Source organism: bacterium, from assembly GCA_035281585.1.
In the GTDB taxonomy this organism is placed as follows: Bacteria; UBA10199; UBA10199; order DSSB01; family DSSB01; genus DATEDP01.
The window spans coordinates 1-18707 of the sequence record DATEDP010000030.1; the positions used below are offsets into that span (position 1 = coordinate 1).

General features: G+C 60.9%; 18 protein-coding genes. 9 read left to right on the forward strand and 9 right to left on the reverse strand.

The genetic code is table 11. The features are described from left to right. On the reverse strand, positions 1 to 1185 hold a 1185-nt coding region (locus tag VJR29_01960; protein HKY62159.1), incomplete at its 3' end, for a helix-hairpin-helix domain-containing protein. Between the two features lie 54 nt (positions 1186 to 1239). Here VJR29_01960 and VJR29_01965 point away from each other — a divergent pair. Genes VJR29_01965 through VJR29_01975 form a run of 3 tightly spaced genes read left to right on the forward strand, consistent with a single transcriptional unit; the run spans position 1240 to position 3540 of the window. Then, positions 1240 to 2157 carry a hypothetical protein gene (locus VJR29_01965; GenBank protein HKY62160.1) on the forward strand — a complete coding sequence of 306 codons (918 nt, stop codon included), beginning with the start codon at positions 1240 to 1242 and terminating at the stop codon, positions 2155 to 2157. Between the two features lie 4 nt (positions 2158 to 2161). After that, positions 2162 to 2467, forward strand: coding sequence for a Rieske (2Fe-2S) protein (locus VJR29_01970; protein ID HKY62161.1), 306 nt, complete (start codon positions 2162 to 2164; stop codon positions 2465 to 2467). After that, entirely contained in the window at positions 2467 to 3540 is a 1074-nt protein-coding gene (locus VJR29_01975; GenBank protein ID HKY62162.1) for an AI-2E family transporter, read from the forward strand. Before VJR29_01970 ends, VJR29_01975 begins: the two co-directional genes overlap by 1 nt. 15 nt (positions 3541 to 3555) lie before the next feature. On the opposite strand, the gene VJR29_01980 is transcribed toward VJR29_01975, so the two are convergent. The 5 genes from VJR29_01980 to VJR29_02000 form a co-directional block, all read right to left on the reverse strand. Further along, entirely contained in the window at positions 3556 to 3894 is a 339-nt protein-coding gene (locus tag VJR29_01980) for a hypothetical protein (GenBank protein ID HKY62163.1), read from the reverse strand. Between the two features lie 129 nt (positions 3895 to 4023). Further along, positions 4024 to 5034: a hypothetical protein gene (locus VJR29_01985; GenBank protein ID HKY62164.1), complete on the reverse strand. Its 1011-nt coding sequence runs from the start codon at positions 5032 to 5034 to the stop codon at positions 4024 to 4026. A gap of 89 nt (positions 5035 to 5123) precedes the next feature. Next, the gene (locus VJR29_01990; GenBank protein HKY62165.1) at positions 5124 to 5702 is read right to left on the reverse strand and encodes a hypothetical protein; all 579 of its coding nucleotides are present in this window, start codon (positions 5700 to 5702) and stop codon (positions 5124 to 5126) included. Continuing rightward, positions 5703 to 6314, reverse strand: a complete 612-nt coding sequence (locus VJR29_01995; GenBank protein HKY62166.1) for a hypothetical protein — start codon at positions 6312 to 6314, stop codon at positions 5703 to 5705. Positions 6315 to 6392: 78 nt separating this feature from the next. Continuing rightward, positions 6393 to 7394, reverse strand: a complete 1002-nt coding sequence (locus VJR29_02000; GenBank protein HKY62167.1) for a lysylphosphatidylglycerol synthase transmembrane domain-containing protein — start codon at positions 7392 to 7394, stop codon at positions 6393 to 6395. A 125-nt stretch (positions 7395 to 7519) separates the two neighbouring features. Here VJR29_02000 and VJR29_02005 point away from each other — a divergent pair, with 125 nt between their 5' ends. The 5 genes from VJR29_02005 (at position 7520) to VJR29_02025 (ending at position 14186) form a co-directional block, all read left to right on the forward strand. Next, the gene (locus tag VJR29_02005) at positions 7520 to 7735 is read left to right on the forward strand and encodes a hypothetical protein (protein ID HKY62168.1); all 216 of its coding nucleotides are present in this window, start codon (positions 7520 to 7522) and stop codon (positions 7733 to 7735) included. A gap of 6 nt (positions 7736 to 7741) precedes the next feature. Continuing rightward, positions 7742 to 10477: a valine--tRNA ligase gene (locus VJR29_02010; protein HKY62169.1), complete on the forward strand. Its 2736-nt coding sequence runs from the start codon at positions 7742 to 7744 to the stop codon at positions 10475 to 10477. Between the two features lie 67 nt (positions 10478 to 10544). Then, the gene (gene nadC / locus VJR29_02015) at positions 10545 to 11438 is read left to right on the forward strand and encodes a carboxylating nicotinate-nucleotide diphosphorylase (protein ID HKY62170.1); all 894 of its coding nucleotides are present in this window, start codon (positions 10545 to 10547) and stop codon (positions 11436 to 11438) included. A 4-nt stretch (positions 11439 to 11442) separates the two neighbouring features. After that, entirely contained in the window at positions 11443 to 13266 is a 1824-nt protein-coding gene (locus VJR29_02020) for a hypothetical protein (protein HKY62171.1), read from the forward strand. Between the two features lie 8 nt (positions 13267 to 13274). After that, positions 13275 to 14186: a class I SAM-dependent methyltransferase gene (locus VJR29_02025; GenBank protein HKY62172.1), complete on the forward strand. Its 912-nt coding sequence runs from the start codon at positions 13275 to 13277 to the stop codon at positions 14184 to 14186. 31 nt (positions 14187 to 14217) lie between these two features. Here the strand turns inward: VJR29_02025 and VJR29_02030 are convergent, their stop codons facing one another. Continuing rightward, complete coding sequence (locus VJR29_02030; GenBank protein ID HKY62173.1) at positions 14218 to 15423, reverse strand: glycosyltransferase family 39 protein; 1206 nt, start codon at positions 15421 to 15423, stop codon at positions 14218 to 14220. Positions 15424 to 15675: 252 nt separating this feature from the next. On the opposite strand from VJR29_02030, the gene VJR29_02035 reads away from it, so the two are divergent. Next, the gene (locus VJR29_02035) at positions 15676 to 17721 is read left to right on the forward strand and encodes an SUMF1/EgtB/PvdO family nonheme iron enzyme (protein ID HKY62174.1); all 2046 of its coding nucleotides are present in this window, start codon (positions 15676 to 15678) and stop codon (positions 17719 to 17721) included. A 10-nt stretch (positions 17722 to 17731) separates the two neighbouring features. On the opposite strand, the gene VJR29_02040 is transcribed toward VJR29_02035, so the two are convergent. Then, complete coding sequence (locus tag VJR29_02040) at positions 17732 to 18421, reverse strand: GGDEF domain-containing protein (GenBank protein HKY62175.1); 690 nt, start codon at positions 18419 to 18421, stop codon at positions 17732 to 17734. A 128-nt stretch (positions 18422 to 18549) separates the two neighbouring features. Next, on the reverse strand, positions 18550 to 18707 hold a 158-nt coding region (locus VJR29_02045), incomplete at its 5' end, for an adenosylhomocysteinase (protein ID HKY62176.1).

Sequence of the window (18707 nt, forward strand, 5' to 3'; positions counted from 1 at the left end):
GATCTCCTTAGCTTGGGCTTTCAGGTCCGCCGCCTTGAGGCCGCCGGCATAGACCGCGGTCTGGGAATGATCGGAGAGCCCCATGTATTCGAAGCCCAAGCGCTCGGCTTCTTGACCCATCTCCAAAATCGGCGCCGATCCGTCGCTCCAATCGGAGTGGACATGGAAGATCCCGCGCAAATCTTTTTCCTGGATCAGAGCAGGAAAGGGCTGCTTGGCGGCGTACTCGATCTCGCCCATGGCCTCGCGGGCCTCGGGCGGGATGAAGTGCAAACCCAGCGCCCGATAGATGTCCTCCTCGCTCTTGCAAGGCGTCGGCTTCTCGCCCTTGAAGAGGCCGTACTCGTTGAGCTTGAGACCCCGGTTCTTGGCGATGCCGCGGAGCAGGGTGTTGTGCTCCTTGCTGCCGGTGAAATAAAGCCAGGCGAAAGGAAATTCCTTTTCGCTCACCATCCGCAGGTCGACTTGGAGGCCGGTGGCCAGCCGGACGCTGACCTTGGTCGGGCCCGAGGCTAAAATTTCCTGGACTCCGGGCTGCTTCTCCCAGCGCTCGATCAGGCCCCCGGCCGATCCCTGGACCGCCGCCAACAGATCGACGTCGGCGACCGTCTCCTTGCAGCGGCGCAGGGAGCCGCCGATCTCGGCCCGGAGGACGCCGGGCAAGCCACGGAGAAAAGCGAGCCGGGCTTTGGCTTGGTGGAGGGCATCGTCGAAGAGGAAACGGCCGGAGTGGCTGCGGAACAGCGCGATGCCTTTGAGGATGTTTTCCTGGCTCTTGGCGCCGAAGCCTTTCAAGTCGAGCAGCCGGTTTTCCTTGCAGGCGTATTCCAGCTCGCCCAAGCTTTGCAGGCCGAGGCTGTCGTGGAGCAGCTTGGCTTTGCGCGGGCCGAGGCCCGGGATTTTCAGCAATTCGAGCAGACCGGGCGGGACCGAGCGGCGTAGTTCGTTGAGGTAAGTCGAGCGGCCGGTTTGAACCATCTCGGTGATCTTTTGGTTGAGGGCCGGGCCGATGCCGCGCAGCTCGGCCAGCTTGCCCGATTTGACCAGGTCGGCCGGCTCGTCGACCATGCCTTGCAGCAATTGGGCGGCCTGTTGGTAGGCTCGGGTTTTGAATGGGTTTTCGCCCTGGATTTCGAGGAGCTCGCCCATTTCCTCCAGGGCCGCGACGATCGAGCGTTTATCCATGTTTTGCTTCATTTTTTGCTTAAGATAAGCTTAGAACTAGCATACGAGGTCTTCATGGGTCCACGAATCTTGCTTGCCCTGACATTTCTGACCCTCGCCTTGCCGGCCTGGGCCGACCCGGCCAAGCCCGCCGCATCGGCGGCGCCCACCACCGGCCTGGAATCGGTGACGCCCTACAAGGTGGTTCGGGAAAAGAAGCTGACCAACTACAAGGTCGAGATCCAACAGCGGATGACTACCGGCAAATATCCCCGGGTCGAGTCGATGAAGGCCCGGATCATCCCCAATGACGGCGGCACCGTGACCCAATACACCGGCACTTGGCTGACCCCCGACCCCCGCGCCTTCGCCATCGGCTGGAAGGGCGGGTTGCTCGACGTGGACGGCGACGGCATCGAGGATCTCCTGCTGCAGAATTACAGCGGCGGCGGGCACTGCTGCTACAACTACGTGGTCTATTCGCTGTCCAAGCCGCTGCAAAAGATGGCCGACCTGCCGATGAAGGACTGCGGCGAAAAGATCAGCCTCGAGGATTTGAACGGCGACAAGAAGCTCGAGCTGATCAGCTGCAATCCCGATTTCAGCTACCTCGGCGATCAACCTTACTCGGAAAGCCCCTTTCCGCCGGCGATCTACACCATCAAGGGAGGCACCTATCAGCGGGCCGACCGCGAGTTCCGGCAAGTGTTCTTGGACGACATTCAAGCGCAGCGCGATGCCTTGGCCAAGGGCTACCGGCCGGCCAATGCCCTGCAGATCGTCACCGACTATCTGATGTTGGGCGAGGAGGCCCAGGCCTGGCAGGAATTCGACGCCCTCTATCAGGGCGCCGACAAAGAGAAGATCCGCCAGCAGCTGCTGGCCCGAATCGGCAAGGGGCCGGCGGTTCCGCAGGCGACGCCCAGGCCGATGGCCAGCCCGCCGGCCCTGACTCCACCGGCTCCGGCCGGCACCGCGCCCCTGCCTTGGTGATTTTATGGCGAACTGGATCAAAGCGGCCAAGCAGCAGGACATCCCCGCCGGCACCGGAGTGGTGGCCGATTGCGGTGAAACGGCGGTGGCCTTGTTCAACGTCGGCGGCGAATTTCACGCGGTCCAGAACAAATGCCCCCACCGCGGCGGTCCTTTGGGCGAAGGCGAGCTCAACGGCCAGGTGGTGACCTGTCCCTGGCACGCTTGGAGTTTCGACGTTTGCAGCGGGGTCAACGTGGACAATCCCAACTCCAAGCTGGCCTGTTATCCGGTGAAGTTGGAAAATGACGATGTCTGGGTCGAGGTTTAATGGCTTCGAATTCCGCAAAAACCGAGCAGCGGGCTTTCATCCTGCTTTTAGTCGCGATGCTGGCCATCGGCGCCTATCTGCTGTGGCCCTTCGTCCAAACCTTGCTGATGAGCGGCATCCTGGCCGTCCTCTTCTATCCGCTCCACAATAAGATCCTGCGTTGGCTCAAGGGCCGCCAAAATTTGGCGGCGCTCGCTTCGGTCTTCGCGGTCATCCTCTTCATCTTCATTCCGATCGCCGTCTTGCTGATGCTGGTGACGACTCAGCTCGCCTCCTTGGTGGCCTCCAGCAATATCGAAATCTCGCAGAGCACCTTCTCGGGCCTCTTGGCCAGCGTCCAGCAAAAGGCGGCCTTTTGGGTGGCGAAGTTCGAGTACGTCTCGGGCCTCGACTTCGACCTGGTGCCCTGGATTCAGCGCGGCGTGACCCGGATCGCCCAGACCTTGGCCCAGTATTCGCCGGCGGTCTTGGCCGGGACGGCCAACGTCTTCCTGCATCTCTTCATCATGGTCATCGTGATGTATTATTTCTTCCGCGACGGCAGCAATTTCTTCGACTTGCTGATCAAGCTCTCGCCGGTCAAGGACCAGTACGAGCGCCGCCTGGCCAAGGAGATCCGCGACACGATCAACGGCGTCTTTTACGGCAATTTCATGACCGGCCTGGTTCAGGCCATCCTCTCGACCTTCGGCTATTACTTCGCGGGAATTCCGGCCTACTTCGTCTGGGGCGTCATCACCTTCTTCATGTCCTTCTTGCCGATGCTGGGCACCGGCATCGTCATCATCCCTCTCATCATCGCCCTTCTGGTGCAGGGCAAGATCCAAGGCGCCGTCATCCTGGGGGTCTTCGGCATCGTCATCGGCATGGCCGACAACGTGCTCCGGCCGATGCTGACCCGGAGCAATATGCACCCGCTGATCCTTTTCTTGAGCTTCTTCGGCGGCTTGGCGGTCTTCGGGCCGATCGGCATCCTGGTGGGACCGATGGTGATGGCGATGCTGACCGCGACGGTGCGGATCTACTCCAAGGACTTCACGGCTTACGGCGAAAGCAAATTGGAGCGGGGCTAAAGCCCCTTGCTACCTTTAATCCATGACTTCGTAGCTGGGCTCGGGCTGAAAGGGCTGATTGCGCTTGATCAGCGGATGGTTGGCGCCCCAGCTTTGCCGTTGGACTTGGGAGGCGAAGGGGCTGAGCGGCCGAGGCCGGGAAATGCAGCGGGCCAGGCCGTGGGGAATGCATTTCTTCTTGGGCCGGGTGCCCGGCAGCACATTGGGCTTGGGCGAATAACCGAAACGGTAGGGGCTGGTGACGTTGGGCTTGAAGGGCCCGGTGCGGCTGTCCTCGACCAGGGCCGAGGCCGGGCGGGCCAGGAGGGCGACCGCGAAGGTCCCTAAAATCAGCGCTAAGAGGGTCTGCCGCATCGAAGGGGTTATCGCCGCTAAGTTGCCGAAAAGCAAGAAACTTGCGCGAGTCGTTGGTAGGGGCGACCCTTGCGGTCGCCCCATCTACCCAACGACGTTGATGCAGGCGGGCGGGCGCAAGGCCCGCCCCTACAGGCCGCCGTACCAATCCTTCAGCAGCTTCTCCGCCGGCTTGCCTTTGGGGGTGAAGCCGCCGTCCTGCGGTCCGCCGGCGTCGAACCAAACCCACCAGAAGACGCCGGCCAGCTCCGGCGTGTCGCGCCAGGCCTCGATGAAAGCCAGGTAGCAAAGCGCCTGCTCCTCGACGTCGACCCTGGCCTGGGCGAAATAATTCCAGGGATTGACGTTGCCGCCGTCGAGCGAGGGGTAGCCCACTTCGGTGAAGATCAGCTTTTGCGGGTACTGGGCTTTGAAGGCCAAAATCTTCTTTTTCAAATCCTGCCAGGTCTTGAGCAGCTCGGGAAAGGTCGGGTTGGGCCCCTTGGAAAGCGGGTAGTAGGAAGTCATCGCGATGTAGTCGAGCTCGCGCCAAAAGGTGGGATAGCTGTAATGGTCCCAATTGGCCGAATAAAGCAGCTCGCCGGGGAAGCGCTTCCGCACTTTGCGGATCAAGCCGGTCCAGAATTCGGTCTTGGTCTCCAGCGAGCCCAGCTCGCTGCCGATGCTGAGCAGCTCGACGCCGTGGGCCTTGCCGAGATCGGCATAGTGGAAAATGAAATTCTCATAGGCCCGGGCCCAGGCCTCGAAATCCTTGGGCGCGAGGACCCCGCGCCAATCGGCCGGCCCCCGGTGGTCGAAGCGCAAGTAGGGGAAGAGAACGACCTTCATGCCGAGGCCATGGGCTTGCTCGATGACCCGGATCAGCTTTCGATCGGAGATGGTGCTATTCTCGTGGCCGTTGTCAGGCCGCGACTCGATGAAGGTGGCCCGGATGTCGCTTTGGTACCAGTTGACGACGAGGAGGATGGCGTTGACGCCGATCGCCTTCAGCTCTTTCAAATCCTTGCCGTAGTCGTAGTCCGGCTCCTTGCTGAATAGGCCGAGGGCCATGCCGCGAAAGGGCGGCGGCTCGGCAGATGCCGTACTTGGCGTCAGGCAGCCCAAGAAAAAAAGAAAAATCAACAGGCGTCGAAATCGCACGGCCGGCTGATTAGCCCGACTCCTCCCTTGTAGCAAGGGCCTTTAGGCCCGCCCTCCGCAAGGCGGGGCTGAAGCCCCTTGCTACGGGATCACGGAGCCCCCAAATGCTCCAGCTTTCGCCAGTGGCTCATCCGGTAGAATTCGCGGAGCTCCCGGAAGAGCCCGTCCTGGGAGCGGGTCGCGAGGAATTCCCGCTCCAACCGGCCGCAATAGCGATTGGCCAAGCGCCGCGAGTCCTCGTAGATCCGGCGCTGCTCGGCGCTCAAGCCCGGCAGCTCGGCGGCCCGGCGGAGGTGGTAGGCCGGATCTTCCCGCGGCTGGCGCAGCCGGAGGAAGACGAACTTGTCGACCTCGGCTTGGAGCTCCAGCTCCAGCCGGCTGAGGCTCTCGCCCGATTTGAGGCGATGCATCATCAGGCGGAGATGGGAGACGCCCTCCAAGGTCGTCAGCAGGCGGTGAAGCCGCCCGCCGCGGGGCTGAAGATAAAGACCCAGAAAGCACTCGCCGCCGCTCTCGGTGCAGAGCACCACCTCTTCGGCCTCGCGAAAAGGATCGCCGGGCTTGAGGAAGTGCTTCAGCTCGCGCTTGCCGATCCGGTAGGGCGATAAGTCCTCCTCGCCATCCAGCCCGTAAGTGCTCTCGATCCAATTTTGGAGGTTTTGAAACATTCAATGCCGCGTCGAAGGAAAATCGAGGTGGAGCGGGTCGATGCCCAGCGATCTCAGCTTGGCCTTGAGCCTCTCCGATTTGGTGCAAAGCCACTTCTCGTAGAGCCGGAGGAGCTCGACGTCGGTGGTGAGCTTGGAGCGCTCGCTGATCTCGGCCAAGACGTCGACGAAGCGGACGAAGCCCTGGGACAGCTCCCGGAAAGTCTCGGCGAAGGACTCGCCGTGGCTGGTGTCGCGAGCCCGCGAATGCAGGCGGCGATAGGCATTGCCGCCCATGGCGACGTAATAGCTCAGGTCGATGTTCTGCCGCTGGAGCGAATCCTGGAAGAAGCCCGAGATGTAGAGGGCGAAGTCGGCGATTTGCTTGAGCAGCCGCAAGCCCGAGAGGCCGTTGTCCTGGATCGATTGAAGGTAAAGGATGGCGAGGGCTTGGTCTTCTTGCTCGCTGCTGTAGAGCTGATCGCTGCGGCCGAAATCGGAGAGGAGGCGGACTAGGTAGAACTCGGTGTTAGGGTGGGCTTGGACCCTTTGATTGTGAAAGACGCTCTGGATTTCCTGGCGGAAATAATCCTCGAGTCCCGAAGCTTCGATGACCCGTATCGCATCATCCATATCCGCTTCACCTCACTCTCTCGACCCCATCTTAGCATGGGAGGTGGAGGAGAAATCCAAGGGAAAATTCAGCGGCGGCTAAAGTTCCTCACTACGCGCTGCATCATCGGCGGTTTCGCGAAACAGCTCGCGCGAGCCGCGGCGCAGCATGACGAGTCCGGCCAATGCCTTGAGCAGGTAGTTCAGCGCCATCCAGGAAAGGGACAATGCCAGCAGCAATTCGGCGGCCGGCACTCCCGGCGGCGTGCGGGTGTGGCTCTTGAGCAGCTCCACGGTGGCGAGCTGGGTGGCGCCGAGGCCGCCGGGAGTCAGCGGCAGCGCGCCCATCAGCAGGACGATCGGCACCGCGGCGACGACGTCGCGAAAGGCGATCTCGGCTCCGCCCAAGCGGACCACGAACCAGAAGGCGGTGATGATGGTGGCGTGGATCGGGAGCCGGAGCAGGGCGATCCGCAAATAATCGCCGAGCGTGGCGTGATGGAAAGCTTGGAAGAGATGGCGGCCGCGCAGCCAATCGCCGACCCGGAAGTGCATGGCCTTGGGCAGGAGCTTGCCGAACCATCCGCGCCAGAAGGCGAGGTGGAGGAAGAGGGCGGCCAGCGAGACGTAAGAAACTCGGCGCACCCAGCTTTGGACGTCGATGCCGGCGTACTCGACCTTCATCAGGAAAGTGCCGAGAAAGGCCAGGAAGATCACCCAATAGAGGTCGACGATGGCGATGAAGAAGATGGCGCCCAGGGTCTTGAAGAGGCTCGCGCCCTTGGTCCGCTTCAAATAGAAGGCGATCCCGGCTTGGCCGGCGTTGTAGTTGACCAGCGCGACCAGGTAGCTGACGCCCCGGGCCGGCAGCAGCTCGATGAAGCCGACCGGGGCCGCGAAACGGCTCAAAACTCGGGACAGGCCCCAGGTGTCGATGCTGCCGATGAGCAGAAAATAAAAGAGCCCGAACCCGAGGAAGAAGGGCAGGTTCACCTCCCGTAGGCTGGCCGCGACTTGGGCCGGCGGCATCTTGCGGAAAAGATAGAACAGGATGGCCGCCGCGATCAGCCAGGGGACGAGGTTTTGGAGGAATTTTTTCATTCGGCGCTGAGTTTTCCTGACTTAAAAAGCATCGATTTTCAATGAATTTTGGGCTAGTGATTTTCCTATTGTATCGGCGGGAAAGAATGGTTTAACCAAGGCTGATTCCCCGCAAAGGAGGCCTCATGTCGAGCGTTTGGGACGATCCAGAATTAGGCGAAGAAGAAGTCACTCCCTTGCCCAACGTCGCGGCGCCCCAGGCCGAGACCGGCCTGCCCTTGGATCCCGAGCGGCTCGAGGCCATCGCGGCCGAGGTCATCGAGCGGGTCGCCCGGGAAATCGTCCCCGAGCTCGCCGAGCGCCTGATCCGCGAGCAACTCGAGCGCCTGATGCAAGAATAGGTTTCCATGTCCGCCCCCCAACAAGACGAGATTCCCAAAGTCTACGAACCGCAGAACGTCGAGAAGGCCTGGTGGGCCGCCTGGGAAAAGGCCGGCGTTTTTTCGGCCCCCGACGAGGCCCCGGCGGGGAAAGACCCTTATTGCATCGTCATTCCGCCGCCCAACGTCACCGGCTCGCTCCACATGGGCCATGCCCTCAACAACACCCTCCAGGATATTTTGATCCGTTTCCACCGGATGGAAGGGCGGCCGACCCTTTGGGTCTTCGGGATGGACCACGCCGGCATCGCCACCCAAAACGTGGTCGAACGCCAGCTGCGCTCCGAAGGCAAAACCCGCGACGACCTCGGCCGGGAGGCCTTCGTGCAAAGGGTTTGGAAATGGAAGGAAGAGTCGGGCGGCTCGATCCGCAACCAGCTCAAGAAGCTGGGCTGCAGCCTCGATTACGCCCACGAGCGCTTCACGATGGACGAGGGCCTGTCGCAAGCGGTCCGCGAAGTTTTCGTCCGGCTCTATGAAGAGGGCAAGATCTACCGGGCTCAGCGCCTGATCAACTGGTGCCCGCGCTGCCATACCGCGCTCAGCGATCTCGAGGTCGACCACCAGGAGGTCTCGGGCCATCTCTGGCACATCCGCTATCCGCTGGAGGCCGATCCCCAGGATTTCATCGTCGTCGCCACCACCCGACCCGAGACCCTGCTCGGCGACACCGCGGTGGCGGTCCATCCCGGCGACAAGCGCTACAAGCATTGGATCGGGAAGCGGCTGGAGCTGCCGCTGACCAAGCGGCTCATCCCGATCTTGGCCGACGAGATGGTCGACCCGAGCTTCGGCAGCGGGGCGGTCAAGGTGACGCCGGCCCATGACTTCAACGACTTCGAGCTGGGCAACCGCCACGGCTTGGAGCGGGTCCAGGTTTTCGACGAATCGGGCCGGATGAACGAAGAGGCCGGGATCTTCGCCGGCCAGGACCGCTTCGAGGCCCGGACCAACGTGGTCAAGGCTTTGGAGGAGCAAGGGCTCCTCGTCAAGGTCGAGGATTACAAGACCAGCGTCGGCCATTGCTATCGCTGCAAGACCGTGGTCGAGCCCTACCTCTCGATGCAGTGGTTCGTGAAGACGGCCGAGCTGGCCAAGCCGGCCATCGAGGCCGTCCGCCAAGGCCACACCCGGATCGTTCCCGCTCAGTGGGAAAACACCTATTTCAATTGGATGGAGAACATCCGCGATTGGTGCATTTCGCGCCAGATCTGGTGGGGCCACCGGATTCCGGCTTGGTACTGCGGGCGCTGCGCCGAGAGCAAGCATCCCAGCGACGGGGTCATCGTCTCCCGCACCGACCTCAAGCTCTGCCCCCACTGCGGCCACAACGACCTCCGGCAGGAGAGCGACGTCCTCGACACCTGGTTCTCCTCGGCCCTCTGGCCTTTTTCGACCTTGGGTTGGCCGGAGAAAACGCCGCGGCTTGCGACTTATTACCCGACCTCGGCCCTGGTCACCGGTTTCGACATCATCTTCTTCTGGGTGGCCCGGATGATGATGATGGGAATCCACTTCACCGGCCAGGTGCCCTTCCGCGACGTCTACATCCACGCCCTGATCCGCGACGCCCAGGGCCAGAAGATGAGCAAGAGCAAGGGCAACGTCATCGACCCGCTGGAGGTGATGGAGAAGTTCGGCACCGACGCCTTCCGCTTCACGCTGGCGGCCTTCGCCGCCCAGGGCCGGGACATCAAGCTCAGCGAGGAGCGGATCCTGGGCTATCGGAATTTCTGCAACAAGGTTTGGAACGCGGCTCGCTTCGTGCTCAGCACGGCCTCTTCCTTGGCCGACCTCGAAGGCCTGAAGAAGATCGACTTCGAGGCCTCTCGGCTCGAGCTCAAGCAAGACGTGAGCCGCTGGATCCTGGCCAAGCTGAGCTCGGCGGTGGAGGAGGTGCGCTGGAGCCTGGCCGAGTACCGCTTCAACGACGCCGCGATGGCGGCTTATCATTTCTTTTGGGGCACTTATTGCGATTGGTTCTTGGAGCTGATCAAGGCCGGGCTCAAGTCCGAAAAGCCCGAAGATGCCGGGATGAAGCGCGAGTTCGCCACGGTGGCGGTCTTCATCCTGGATCAAAGCCTGCGCCTGCTCCATCCCTTCATGCCCTTCATCAGCGAAGACCTTTGGCAGCGGATCGCTCCGCGCCAGGACGCTTTGCTCGCCACTTCGGCTTTTCCGCAGGTGTTGCCGAAAGATCAACGGCAAGCGTTGGCGGCTTCCGAGGCCAAGATCGAGGCCTTGACCGCGCTGGTCGACAAGCTCCGCCAGATCCGCAAGGAAACCGGCATTTCAGACCAGGCTTCGCTGAAGAAGGCGGTGCTCTTCACCGGCGATGCGGCCTTGGCCGGCCAGCTGCCCGAGATTCTTCCCTATGTCGCCAACCTCGGCAAGGTCGGCGAGCTGGTTTTGAACGAGGCCGCCATCAAGTCGGAAAAGGGCGTCGCCCGGGGCGTGACCCGCTTTCGCGATCTCTCGGTCTGGGTCGATCTCAAAGGCGTGGTCGATTTGGCCAAGGAAAGGCAGCGGCAGGAGAAAGAGCTGGCCCGGCTCCAGAACGGCCTCAACTCGACGCTGAAGATGCTCGGCAACCAGGAGTTCGTCGCCAAGGCGCCGCCCGAGCTGCTCGAAGAGAAGAAAGTCGCCGAGGCCGAGTACCGCCAGAAAATCAAGGAAATCGAAGAAGCCCTCAGCTTGCTCTAACCCTCCCCCCTTGCGGGGGAGGGTGGTTCGCCGAAGGCGAACCGGGAGAGGGGGCGCCGTTAGCCGAATGGACAAACCCCGCGCCGATACCCCTCTCCCCGACCCTCCCCCGCAAGGGGGGAGGGCGAGACTGCGTGCGCTCGTTCTCGCCGCCCTCCGTGAGGACGCTGCCTTCGCCGACCGGACCACCCGAGCCATTGTCCCCAAAAACCGGCAAGCCAAGGCCATCTTGCTAGCCAAGCAAGACCTGGTCCTCTGCGGGCTCGAGGTCGCCGAGCTTGCCTTTCGCCTCCTCGATCCCAAAATCCGTTTTCGGCCCAAGGCCAAGGACGGCCAAAGGCTGAAGCGCGGGACCGTTTTCGCCGAGCTCCAAGGCTCGGCTCGCGCCATCCTCTCGGCCGAGCGGGTCGCCTTGAATTTCCTCCAGCGGCTCTCGGGCATCGCGACCCTGACCCGGCGTTACGTCGAGGCGGCGAAGGGTAGCCGGGCTAAAATCCTGGATACCCGAAAAACCACGCCGGGACTGCGTTGGCTGGAGCGCTACGCCGTGCGGGCCGGCGGTGGCTTCAATCATCGCTTCGACCTGAAATCGGCCGCCATGGCCAAGGACAATCACCTGGTGGCGGCCGGCTCGGTGAGCGAGGCCTTGCGGCGCCTTCAGGTCGCCAAAATCCGGCTGCCGGTCATCGTCGAGGTCAAGAACCGGCGGGAGTTGGAGGAGGCCATGAAGGCCGGCGCCCGTCATGTCCTGCTCGACAACATGAAGCCGCCCCAGCTCCGCGAAGCGGTGCGAATCGCGGCCGGGCGTTGCCGCTTGGAAGCCTCGGGCGGCGTCAAGCTCCAGACCGTCGGCAAGATCGCCAAGACCGGCGTCGACTTCATCTCGGTCGGGGCTCTGACCCATTCGGCGCCGGCCGTCGATATTTCCCTTGAAATCACGGCGATGTTGCGGTCTCGTTAAACCAATGGTTCCACCTTCTCCGAGCCTCCCCCAGCCTCGATGGAATCTTTCCTGGCTGCTTTTGCTGCTGCTTCCTTTGCTGGCTTACGCCCTCTGGCCCTATCCCAAAGTCATCCACAAGACTCCCGAGCTGCTTTACATCCTGCGTTTCGAGCCGGCTCGCCTGCTTCTTCTCCTGCTGGCCTTCTATGGCCTCTATCTGTTGCCCGGCCTGCTTCTCTTCGCCCGGGCCGAGCCCCGGGGACCCTTCTTAAGCCCGAATCGTTTTCTCCTGGCCTTCGGCTGGGGCATGACCGCCCATGTCTTAGCCGCCTTTCTCCAAAAATACCTGCAATGGAAATACGGAGTGCCGGCGGTGCTGACCTGCTTGGCCCTGACCTATGGCCTGACCGCTTTTTTGTTTCGGCCGCTCCGCTTCTTGTTGAAGGAGGAGCCGGCGCCGGGCGGAGCCTGGCTGGCTTGGCCGGTTCTGGCCCTGGTCTTGGTCTTGGGGGCCGAGATGATCCTGCGAGCCCGGACCTCGAGCGTCTCGATGATGGGCGACACTTACGGCCATTTGGTCCTGCTCCTGGCCACTCAGATCGACGGCCCCCAGCCCAACGGCTTGCCTTTCTATTCGACCTTCATCCTGAACATGTACCCGATGGGCTTTCACGCGATGCTGGCCAACCTCTTCGTCCTGGTGCCGGGCCTCGAGCACATCGACCTCTTTCGCTACTTCTCGCTGATCTTCCTGCCTTGCTTCGTCTTCGTCTTCTACGCCTTCTTCGGATTTCTCTCGGGCTCGCGGCCGATCGGCGCGATCGGCACCCTGGCGCTTTTTCTGGTGAGCGGGGGCGGGCTGACCCTGCGCATTCCCATCGTCTATTTCCCCTGGTATTGGGGCCTGGCTTGGTGCCTCAGCGCGGTGATCTTCTACCTTTTGCTGAAGGGGAGGATGGAATCGAAGAGCCTTTATTTCTGGGCCGGAATCTTGCTCGGCGTGGGCGTCTTGATGCATCCGATGATGGCGCCGCGGATGGGAACGATCTTGATCTTTTTCCTACCGCTGGAGTTGTTCCGCCGTTGGCTCAGCCGGGAGCCTTGGGCGCCGGTCTTCTCGCGCGGCGCGCTCTTTGCCCTGGGAACCGCGGTCTTGCTGGGAATTTGGTTCGGGCCGCTGCTGCTTCGCTTCGGCTTGGAGGAGACTTACAGCTACGAGTACATCCTGACGAATTTCTCCAAGATCGCGCCCGAAGGGGTGAAATACATCCGCGACCTTCAGTCCTTGAAGTTCGGCTGGAGGGACTTGTATCCCTGGATCCAGAAGAATGCCGGCCTGTTTCCGATGGCCCTGGCGCCCCTGGGGCTGGTTGCCTCGATTTGTCGATTTCGCCGGGAGTCGGCGGCCGCGCTGCTCTTGGCTTGGATCCTGGCGATGAGCTCGGCGGTCTTGCTGGCCTACTTGCCCAATCCCTACCGTTATTTCGAATATCTCTTTTTCGGCATGGTAGCCTTGTCCGTCTTCGGCATGGGTTGGCTGCTGGCTCGGGTTGCCGAGCCTTGGCGGCCGCTGCTGCTCGGCGCTTTCCTGACCTTGGCCTTGCTTGGGCTCCGCCAAGACTATTGGCCGAAGTACGGCTTGGCTCTTCAGCTCTACGGCCGGACCGATTGGTCCGAAGGGGTTTTCGAAAACAGCCGGCGGATCGTCCGGACCTACCAAGAAGCCCGGGCCAAGGGAACCTTGGACCAGGCCTATGGCGAGTTCCGGGGCTTCCTCTGGCCCCGGCAGAAAAAAGTTTGGGACATTTACATCCGGCGCAAAACACCGCCGGCGCCGCCGAAATAGGTTGACCGATGAAATGCGTGGTTTGCGACAGCCTGGACACCTTTCCTTTTCTGCGCTTCGAGCGCAACCCCCAGGTTCGCTCGAGCTGGGGCGTTCCCTCGGTGTCCCAGACCATCTACAAGTGCCGGGCCTGCGCCCTCCAATTCACCGATCGCCAGGTGTCGATGGAAGAGGAGGAGGGGATGTACGACCGAAGCTATCAAGAGAAGATGGCCGGCTCCGGCGGCGCGAGCGAGCGGACGACCGGAGCCCCCGAGCAATCGCAGCGCCGGGTCGAGCTGGTGAAAAAGCACGCGGCTTCCGGCGACCTGCTGGATGTGGGCTGCTCGACCGGAATCTTTTTGGAAAAGGCCCGGGCGGCGGGCTTTGCGGTCTGGGGCCTCGATCTTTCGGAATACGCCTGTCAGGCCGCGCGGACCCGCTTGGGTTTGGGCGAGGACCGGATCGTCCAATCCGGCATCGCCGGCGCCCGGATCCTCGACCAGCGGAAGTTCGACGTCATCACCGCCTGGGACGTCATCGAGCATTGCGCTCAGCCGCGCGAGGATTTGGCGCGGATGGCGGCGGCGCTTAAGCCCGGCGGTATCCTGGTGCTGCGGACGCCGAACACCTCGTCGATTTTCTTCCAAACCGCGCTCTGGCTCTCCCGGGCGACTTTGGGCCGGGTGAAATTTCCGCTGCTCTCGCTCTATCATTCGGATCACCTGGTTTATTTCAATCCGCGGTCCTTGGGCCGGATGCTGGAGCGGGCCGGGCTCAAGGTTGAGGCCTCAGTGGCCGACCCCTTGCTCTGGAAGCGCTTCCGCTACTGCGAATGTCAGCGCGGCCCGCTGGTCAACGCCGGCATCGGCTCGCTTTATTTTCTGGGGCGGGCGGTGGGCAGCGGGCATGGGTTTATCGCGGTGGCGCGGGCTCCCTGAGCTCGGCGCTGGAGAGGTCGTTTATGAAGAATCAATATCCGAAGGGCTTGAATACCACCATAGCCCTGAAGCTGTAACTCAATCCGATCTCCGCGGAACGCGCCGCTGAAGCGAGCAAGCCCAGGATCAATAATCCGTAAGCGGCTTTGCGCAAGTGCCTTCCGGGGATTCGTTGGATAACAGCGACAAGCCCAACTCCAGCTAGTACCGCGAGCAAGGGGTAAATCGGCAAAAGATAGCGGTCTTCGACTCCGGCGGTCCCGGTTCGGGCGAAGACCATGAACATGGCCATGTAGAAAACAGCCATGGCGAACAGGGTGAATTCCCGCCAACGTCGGCGCGGGGCCGCGAGAGAAGCCAGGCCGGCGACGATTCCGGCCAAGAGTGGTGGCGCAAACCAAAACAGACCTAGGGGGTAGGCTCGGAGCGGGCGGCCGAAGACATAGCGATACCAAGAGTTGCCGGGGTCCGCCGGTGTGCCGGCGAATATAGATCCGTAATAATGATAGTTCAAGGCGAGCCAGGGCGAGGCGACGGCTAGAGCGGCCGTCCCCGCGATCAGCAGCAAGACCGAGTTGAGCCGCTCGACCAGGAATTTGGGATGAAAGATTGTGGCGACCAGGAATCCGAACGCGAAAAGAATGCCGCTGACTTTAGTCAAATAAGCCAGGCCCAAGCTCAAGCCCGCCAGAGAAGCCAAGAGAATGGCTTTCGACCCTTTCCGGTCCAGACTGAGGAAATATAGAAAAAGGCTAAGAAAGGTCAGGAAGGACAAAACTCCATCGGCGTAAAGCTTGGTCCCAACCGCAATGTCGACCGGCGAAGTCGCCAGGATGGCAACCGTCAGCAAGCCTTCGCGAAAGGAAAAGAACCGCAGGCAGAAGAGGTAGGCGAGGGCCAAGGTTCCCAATGAGAAAAAGAAAGATACGAATATTGCGTAAAATTGGGCTTTGGCTAGGTCCCAGGGCGGGTGGGAGACCACCCTTCTGCCGAAATTGGCGGCCACCGATGAGTAGGGAGCCTCGGGCTGAAAAATATTGTGAGAAATCCAGATGAGAGTTGGGTACAGAGGCGGCTGGATGTGCAGGGGCAGCCGATAAATGATGCGGGTGCGGTGGGAATTCCAAAGAGCAGGATTGTCTTCCCAGACATAATCCACCAGCACTTTTTCCGGCCGTTGGATGATGCGGTAGTGGTAAATGTCGTAGTGTTGCATGAAGCCGCGATCCATTTTCATGGCCAAAGCCTGGTAGGTCGGCGAATCGCCAATGTTGGATGGGAGAAAAAAGGCAAAATGGCGGAGGTAGGCGCTCAAGCCAAATAGTAGGAAGAAAAAAAGCCAATGCAAGCGATGAGCATTCCGAGGCAATAACATGAGTGCGAGATTCTACTGATTTGCTCCAAGATACTCTAATAATTAAGAAACATTTAAGCGCGGCAGTCGAAAAATATGCCCAGGAACCGGGTAAGTTTGGCGGTGGGGTCTTGCTTGAACTTTCCCATTTTAAAATTTCTACCCGGTTCATATTCTTCGGAATTGCGGGCTTCGGCCGCGCCCCTTCCACCTCCGGCAAATCAAGCCAAGCGCGAGAAAATAGGCGACCGCGATCATTTGGCGGCAATCCGTTCGGCTCGCCATCCGAGCTCCGTCTCTCGGGGAAGCTGGGGAACCCCTTGGTCTTACACTCCATGGGCTTTGTTTTCGAGCCTGCAGGGTTGCAGTCACCATCCTCCCGTGGACGTGGACACGACCCATTCAGACGGGGGGAAGGGCGAGGTCGATGATGGGGGTGTTTCTGATGACGGCGCCGCTCCGGATGCCGGTCAAGGCGGAGCATCGGATGCCGGGGACGGTGGCAGCCCCGGTGCCATCTGCCAGGTCAAATATCCCTTAGCCGTATTATTTTACGATTGTGTCGATATGGCCGACTCCGGTGCGGAACCCACCCGGGTGTGTCTTTCGGAAAGACTGTTTGCCGGCGATGTCGAGGCGACAAAAGATTGGATTCGGCGGGGCCTGGACCTCTCCATGGGCATGTATGCTCGAGGCTGCTCTCCGCTGGCAGTCGAGTTTGTCTTGATGACGCCCTCAAGGGTTCTAAACGCCGTAGTGGATTCTCCCGAAATCGAGTTTAACGCGAGTTCGTTTGAGGGACTCAATTATTACCTTTTAAAAGCCGACCTCGCGCCGTTGGAAGCGGATATTGTGGCTTCGGGCGAGGATCCGCTGCGGTTTGCCGGGTATTTGGTGCTCAACGCTTGGAATAACGACTTGATGGCGCCGGATACTCCTCAAACTTACCCATTGAGTTATCGCACCAATCCTCCCTTTGCATTGATTCACGGTCACATCACGAATTCCTACAATGTCGAGAAGCCGGGGCAGCTCAGATCCTTTTTGCCCCATGAATTCATGCATGCCTTGCTCGAAGTTGCCCAGCACCATGGATTCAATGGCCTCATTCATCCTCACGAATATTCCGAATACTGTCCTCACCTCGGCGGTGCCCGTTGGATGTGCTCCTTGGAGCGCGACGCTTTGGGTAACCCATTAAGACCCCAAGATTGGAGCAATATGCTCGGGGCTCTGGGGTCCAGCGTGATGTGCGATGACGAGAGCTTCGTCCAGCTCTGTCAACCGCCTTCTGAACCGCTTGCATGCGAAGGAGTCACTTGCCCCACTCTTCACGGCTATTCGGCCTCGTGTAACGAGCAAGGGTCTTGTGAATACCATCGAAATTCGATCGCCGAACCTTGGCAGGAATACGATCGGTGGATATATGTTCCAGCGGGCGCATCTTTTATGATGGGAACCGATGAAGAGGCCCCCTTTCATCAAGCCTCCGAGTCTCCACAGCATGAGGTTCAATTTCAGGAAGGCTATTTCATCGGTAAATACGAAGTGCCGGTTGAAGCCCATGAAGCCTGCGTGGCGGCAGGAGATTGCAACTCACGGTTGACTGGCCATTGGGATACCGGAGGTTGGGGAATGAATACTTCCCTAAGCCGCCCTTTGCATCCCGCCAATTTTCTAACTTGGGGTGGCGCCATGGATGTTTGCAATTTTATCCGGCCTGGCGCCCGAGCTCCGAGCATGGCCGAATGGGAATATGCGGCCCGAGGCCCTCTTTCGCTGACCTATCCTCATGGCAACGACGCTCCCCTCTGTTCCGACCAGCAGGCTGTTTTTAATGAATCGGGCTCAGTTTCCGGCTTTGGTTGTGGTGCCGGGGGCACTTATCCGGTGAATGCCTTTCTCGGGATCTCCTCGATAGGCGCTTACCATATGGCGGGCAATCTTTGGGAATGGACAGAGGAGTGTTGGCATCCCGACTATTCGGCGGACCCCGGAAACGAAAACGGTTTGCCGATCAATGCTCCTTGTGAGTCCAAATACGACATGGACCTTCGGGGTGGGGGGTATAACGATGGGATACAAAACCTCCGAGGGGCCGCTCGGTTTCAAATACACCAGGGCACCAGGAATGCCAATATCGGCGCGAGATGTTCCTTGCAGCATTATTGGGGCTACTGAGAGAGATTTTTTAACCGGCCAAGGAAACCCTATCAGTTTCCTTTTTCGCACGAGCCAGAGCTTCTTCCACCTTTTGCATTAAGTTCGCCAGCCCGCCGAGCTCCGGGCGATACTCGATCACTCCCACGCTGAAATCGGCCTTGAAGGTCTCCCGAGCCAAGCCCCGGAAGGTCAGCTTGAAAAACTCCTCGCGCAGCCGGTTGGCCAGGGTCAACGCGAATTCGCCGCGGGTCATCGGCAGCAGCAGCAAGAAGCGGTCGGGCCCGCAGCGGAAGACCATGTCGGTCTTGCGGGTGTTGCCTTGGATGTTCTGAACGATCGACTGGAGCACCCGGTCGCCGACGTCATGGCCGAAACGGGCGTTGATGGTGCGGAAATTGTCGATGTCGAGCAGCAGCAGCGAAAAGGGCGCGCTGCCTTGCTGGCCCATCTCCCAAAACTGGGCCAGGACCTTGTCCATGTGGCGCCGGTTGTAGGCTTGAGTCAGGGCATCGTGATGGGATCGCTTTTCCTGCTCCTCGGAGAGGGCGGGGCTTTCGTGGGGCCGCTTGCGGAGCTTGGCGACCATCAGCCCGAGCAGGGCGCCCAGGACGAAGAAGAAGATCGGTTCGAAGAGGCTGCGCAGCGAAGTCGAGCGATCCAGGAAGTCGGGGTCGAAGTAGGACAGGGCGATCCCGGTGGACGCCAACAGCAGGACCATAAGGATGCCGAAACCTTGGCTCACAACGTGATTATGAAGATTTTGGGGAATATCGGCAATTGGATTGTAGGGGCGACCCTGGCGGGCGCCCGATGCGCGGTGCCGGCGGGCGGGCGCAAGGCCCGCCCCTACGTCCCCTCTTGCCAGCTGGCCAGGTAGCGCTCCTGCTCCGGCGTCAGGACGTCGATCTTGACGCCCAGGGCCTTGAGCTTGAGCCGGGAGATCTCCTGGTCGATGGGCTTGGGCACATCGTAGACCCGCTGCTCCAGCTTGCCCTTGTTCTGCA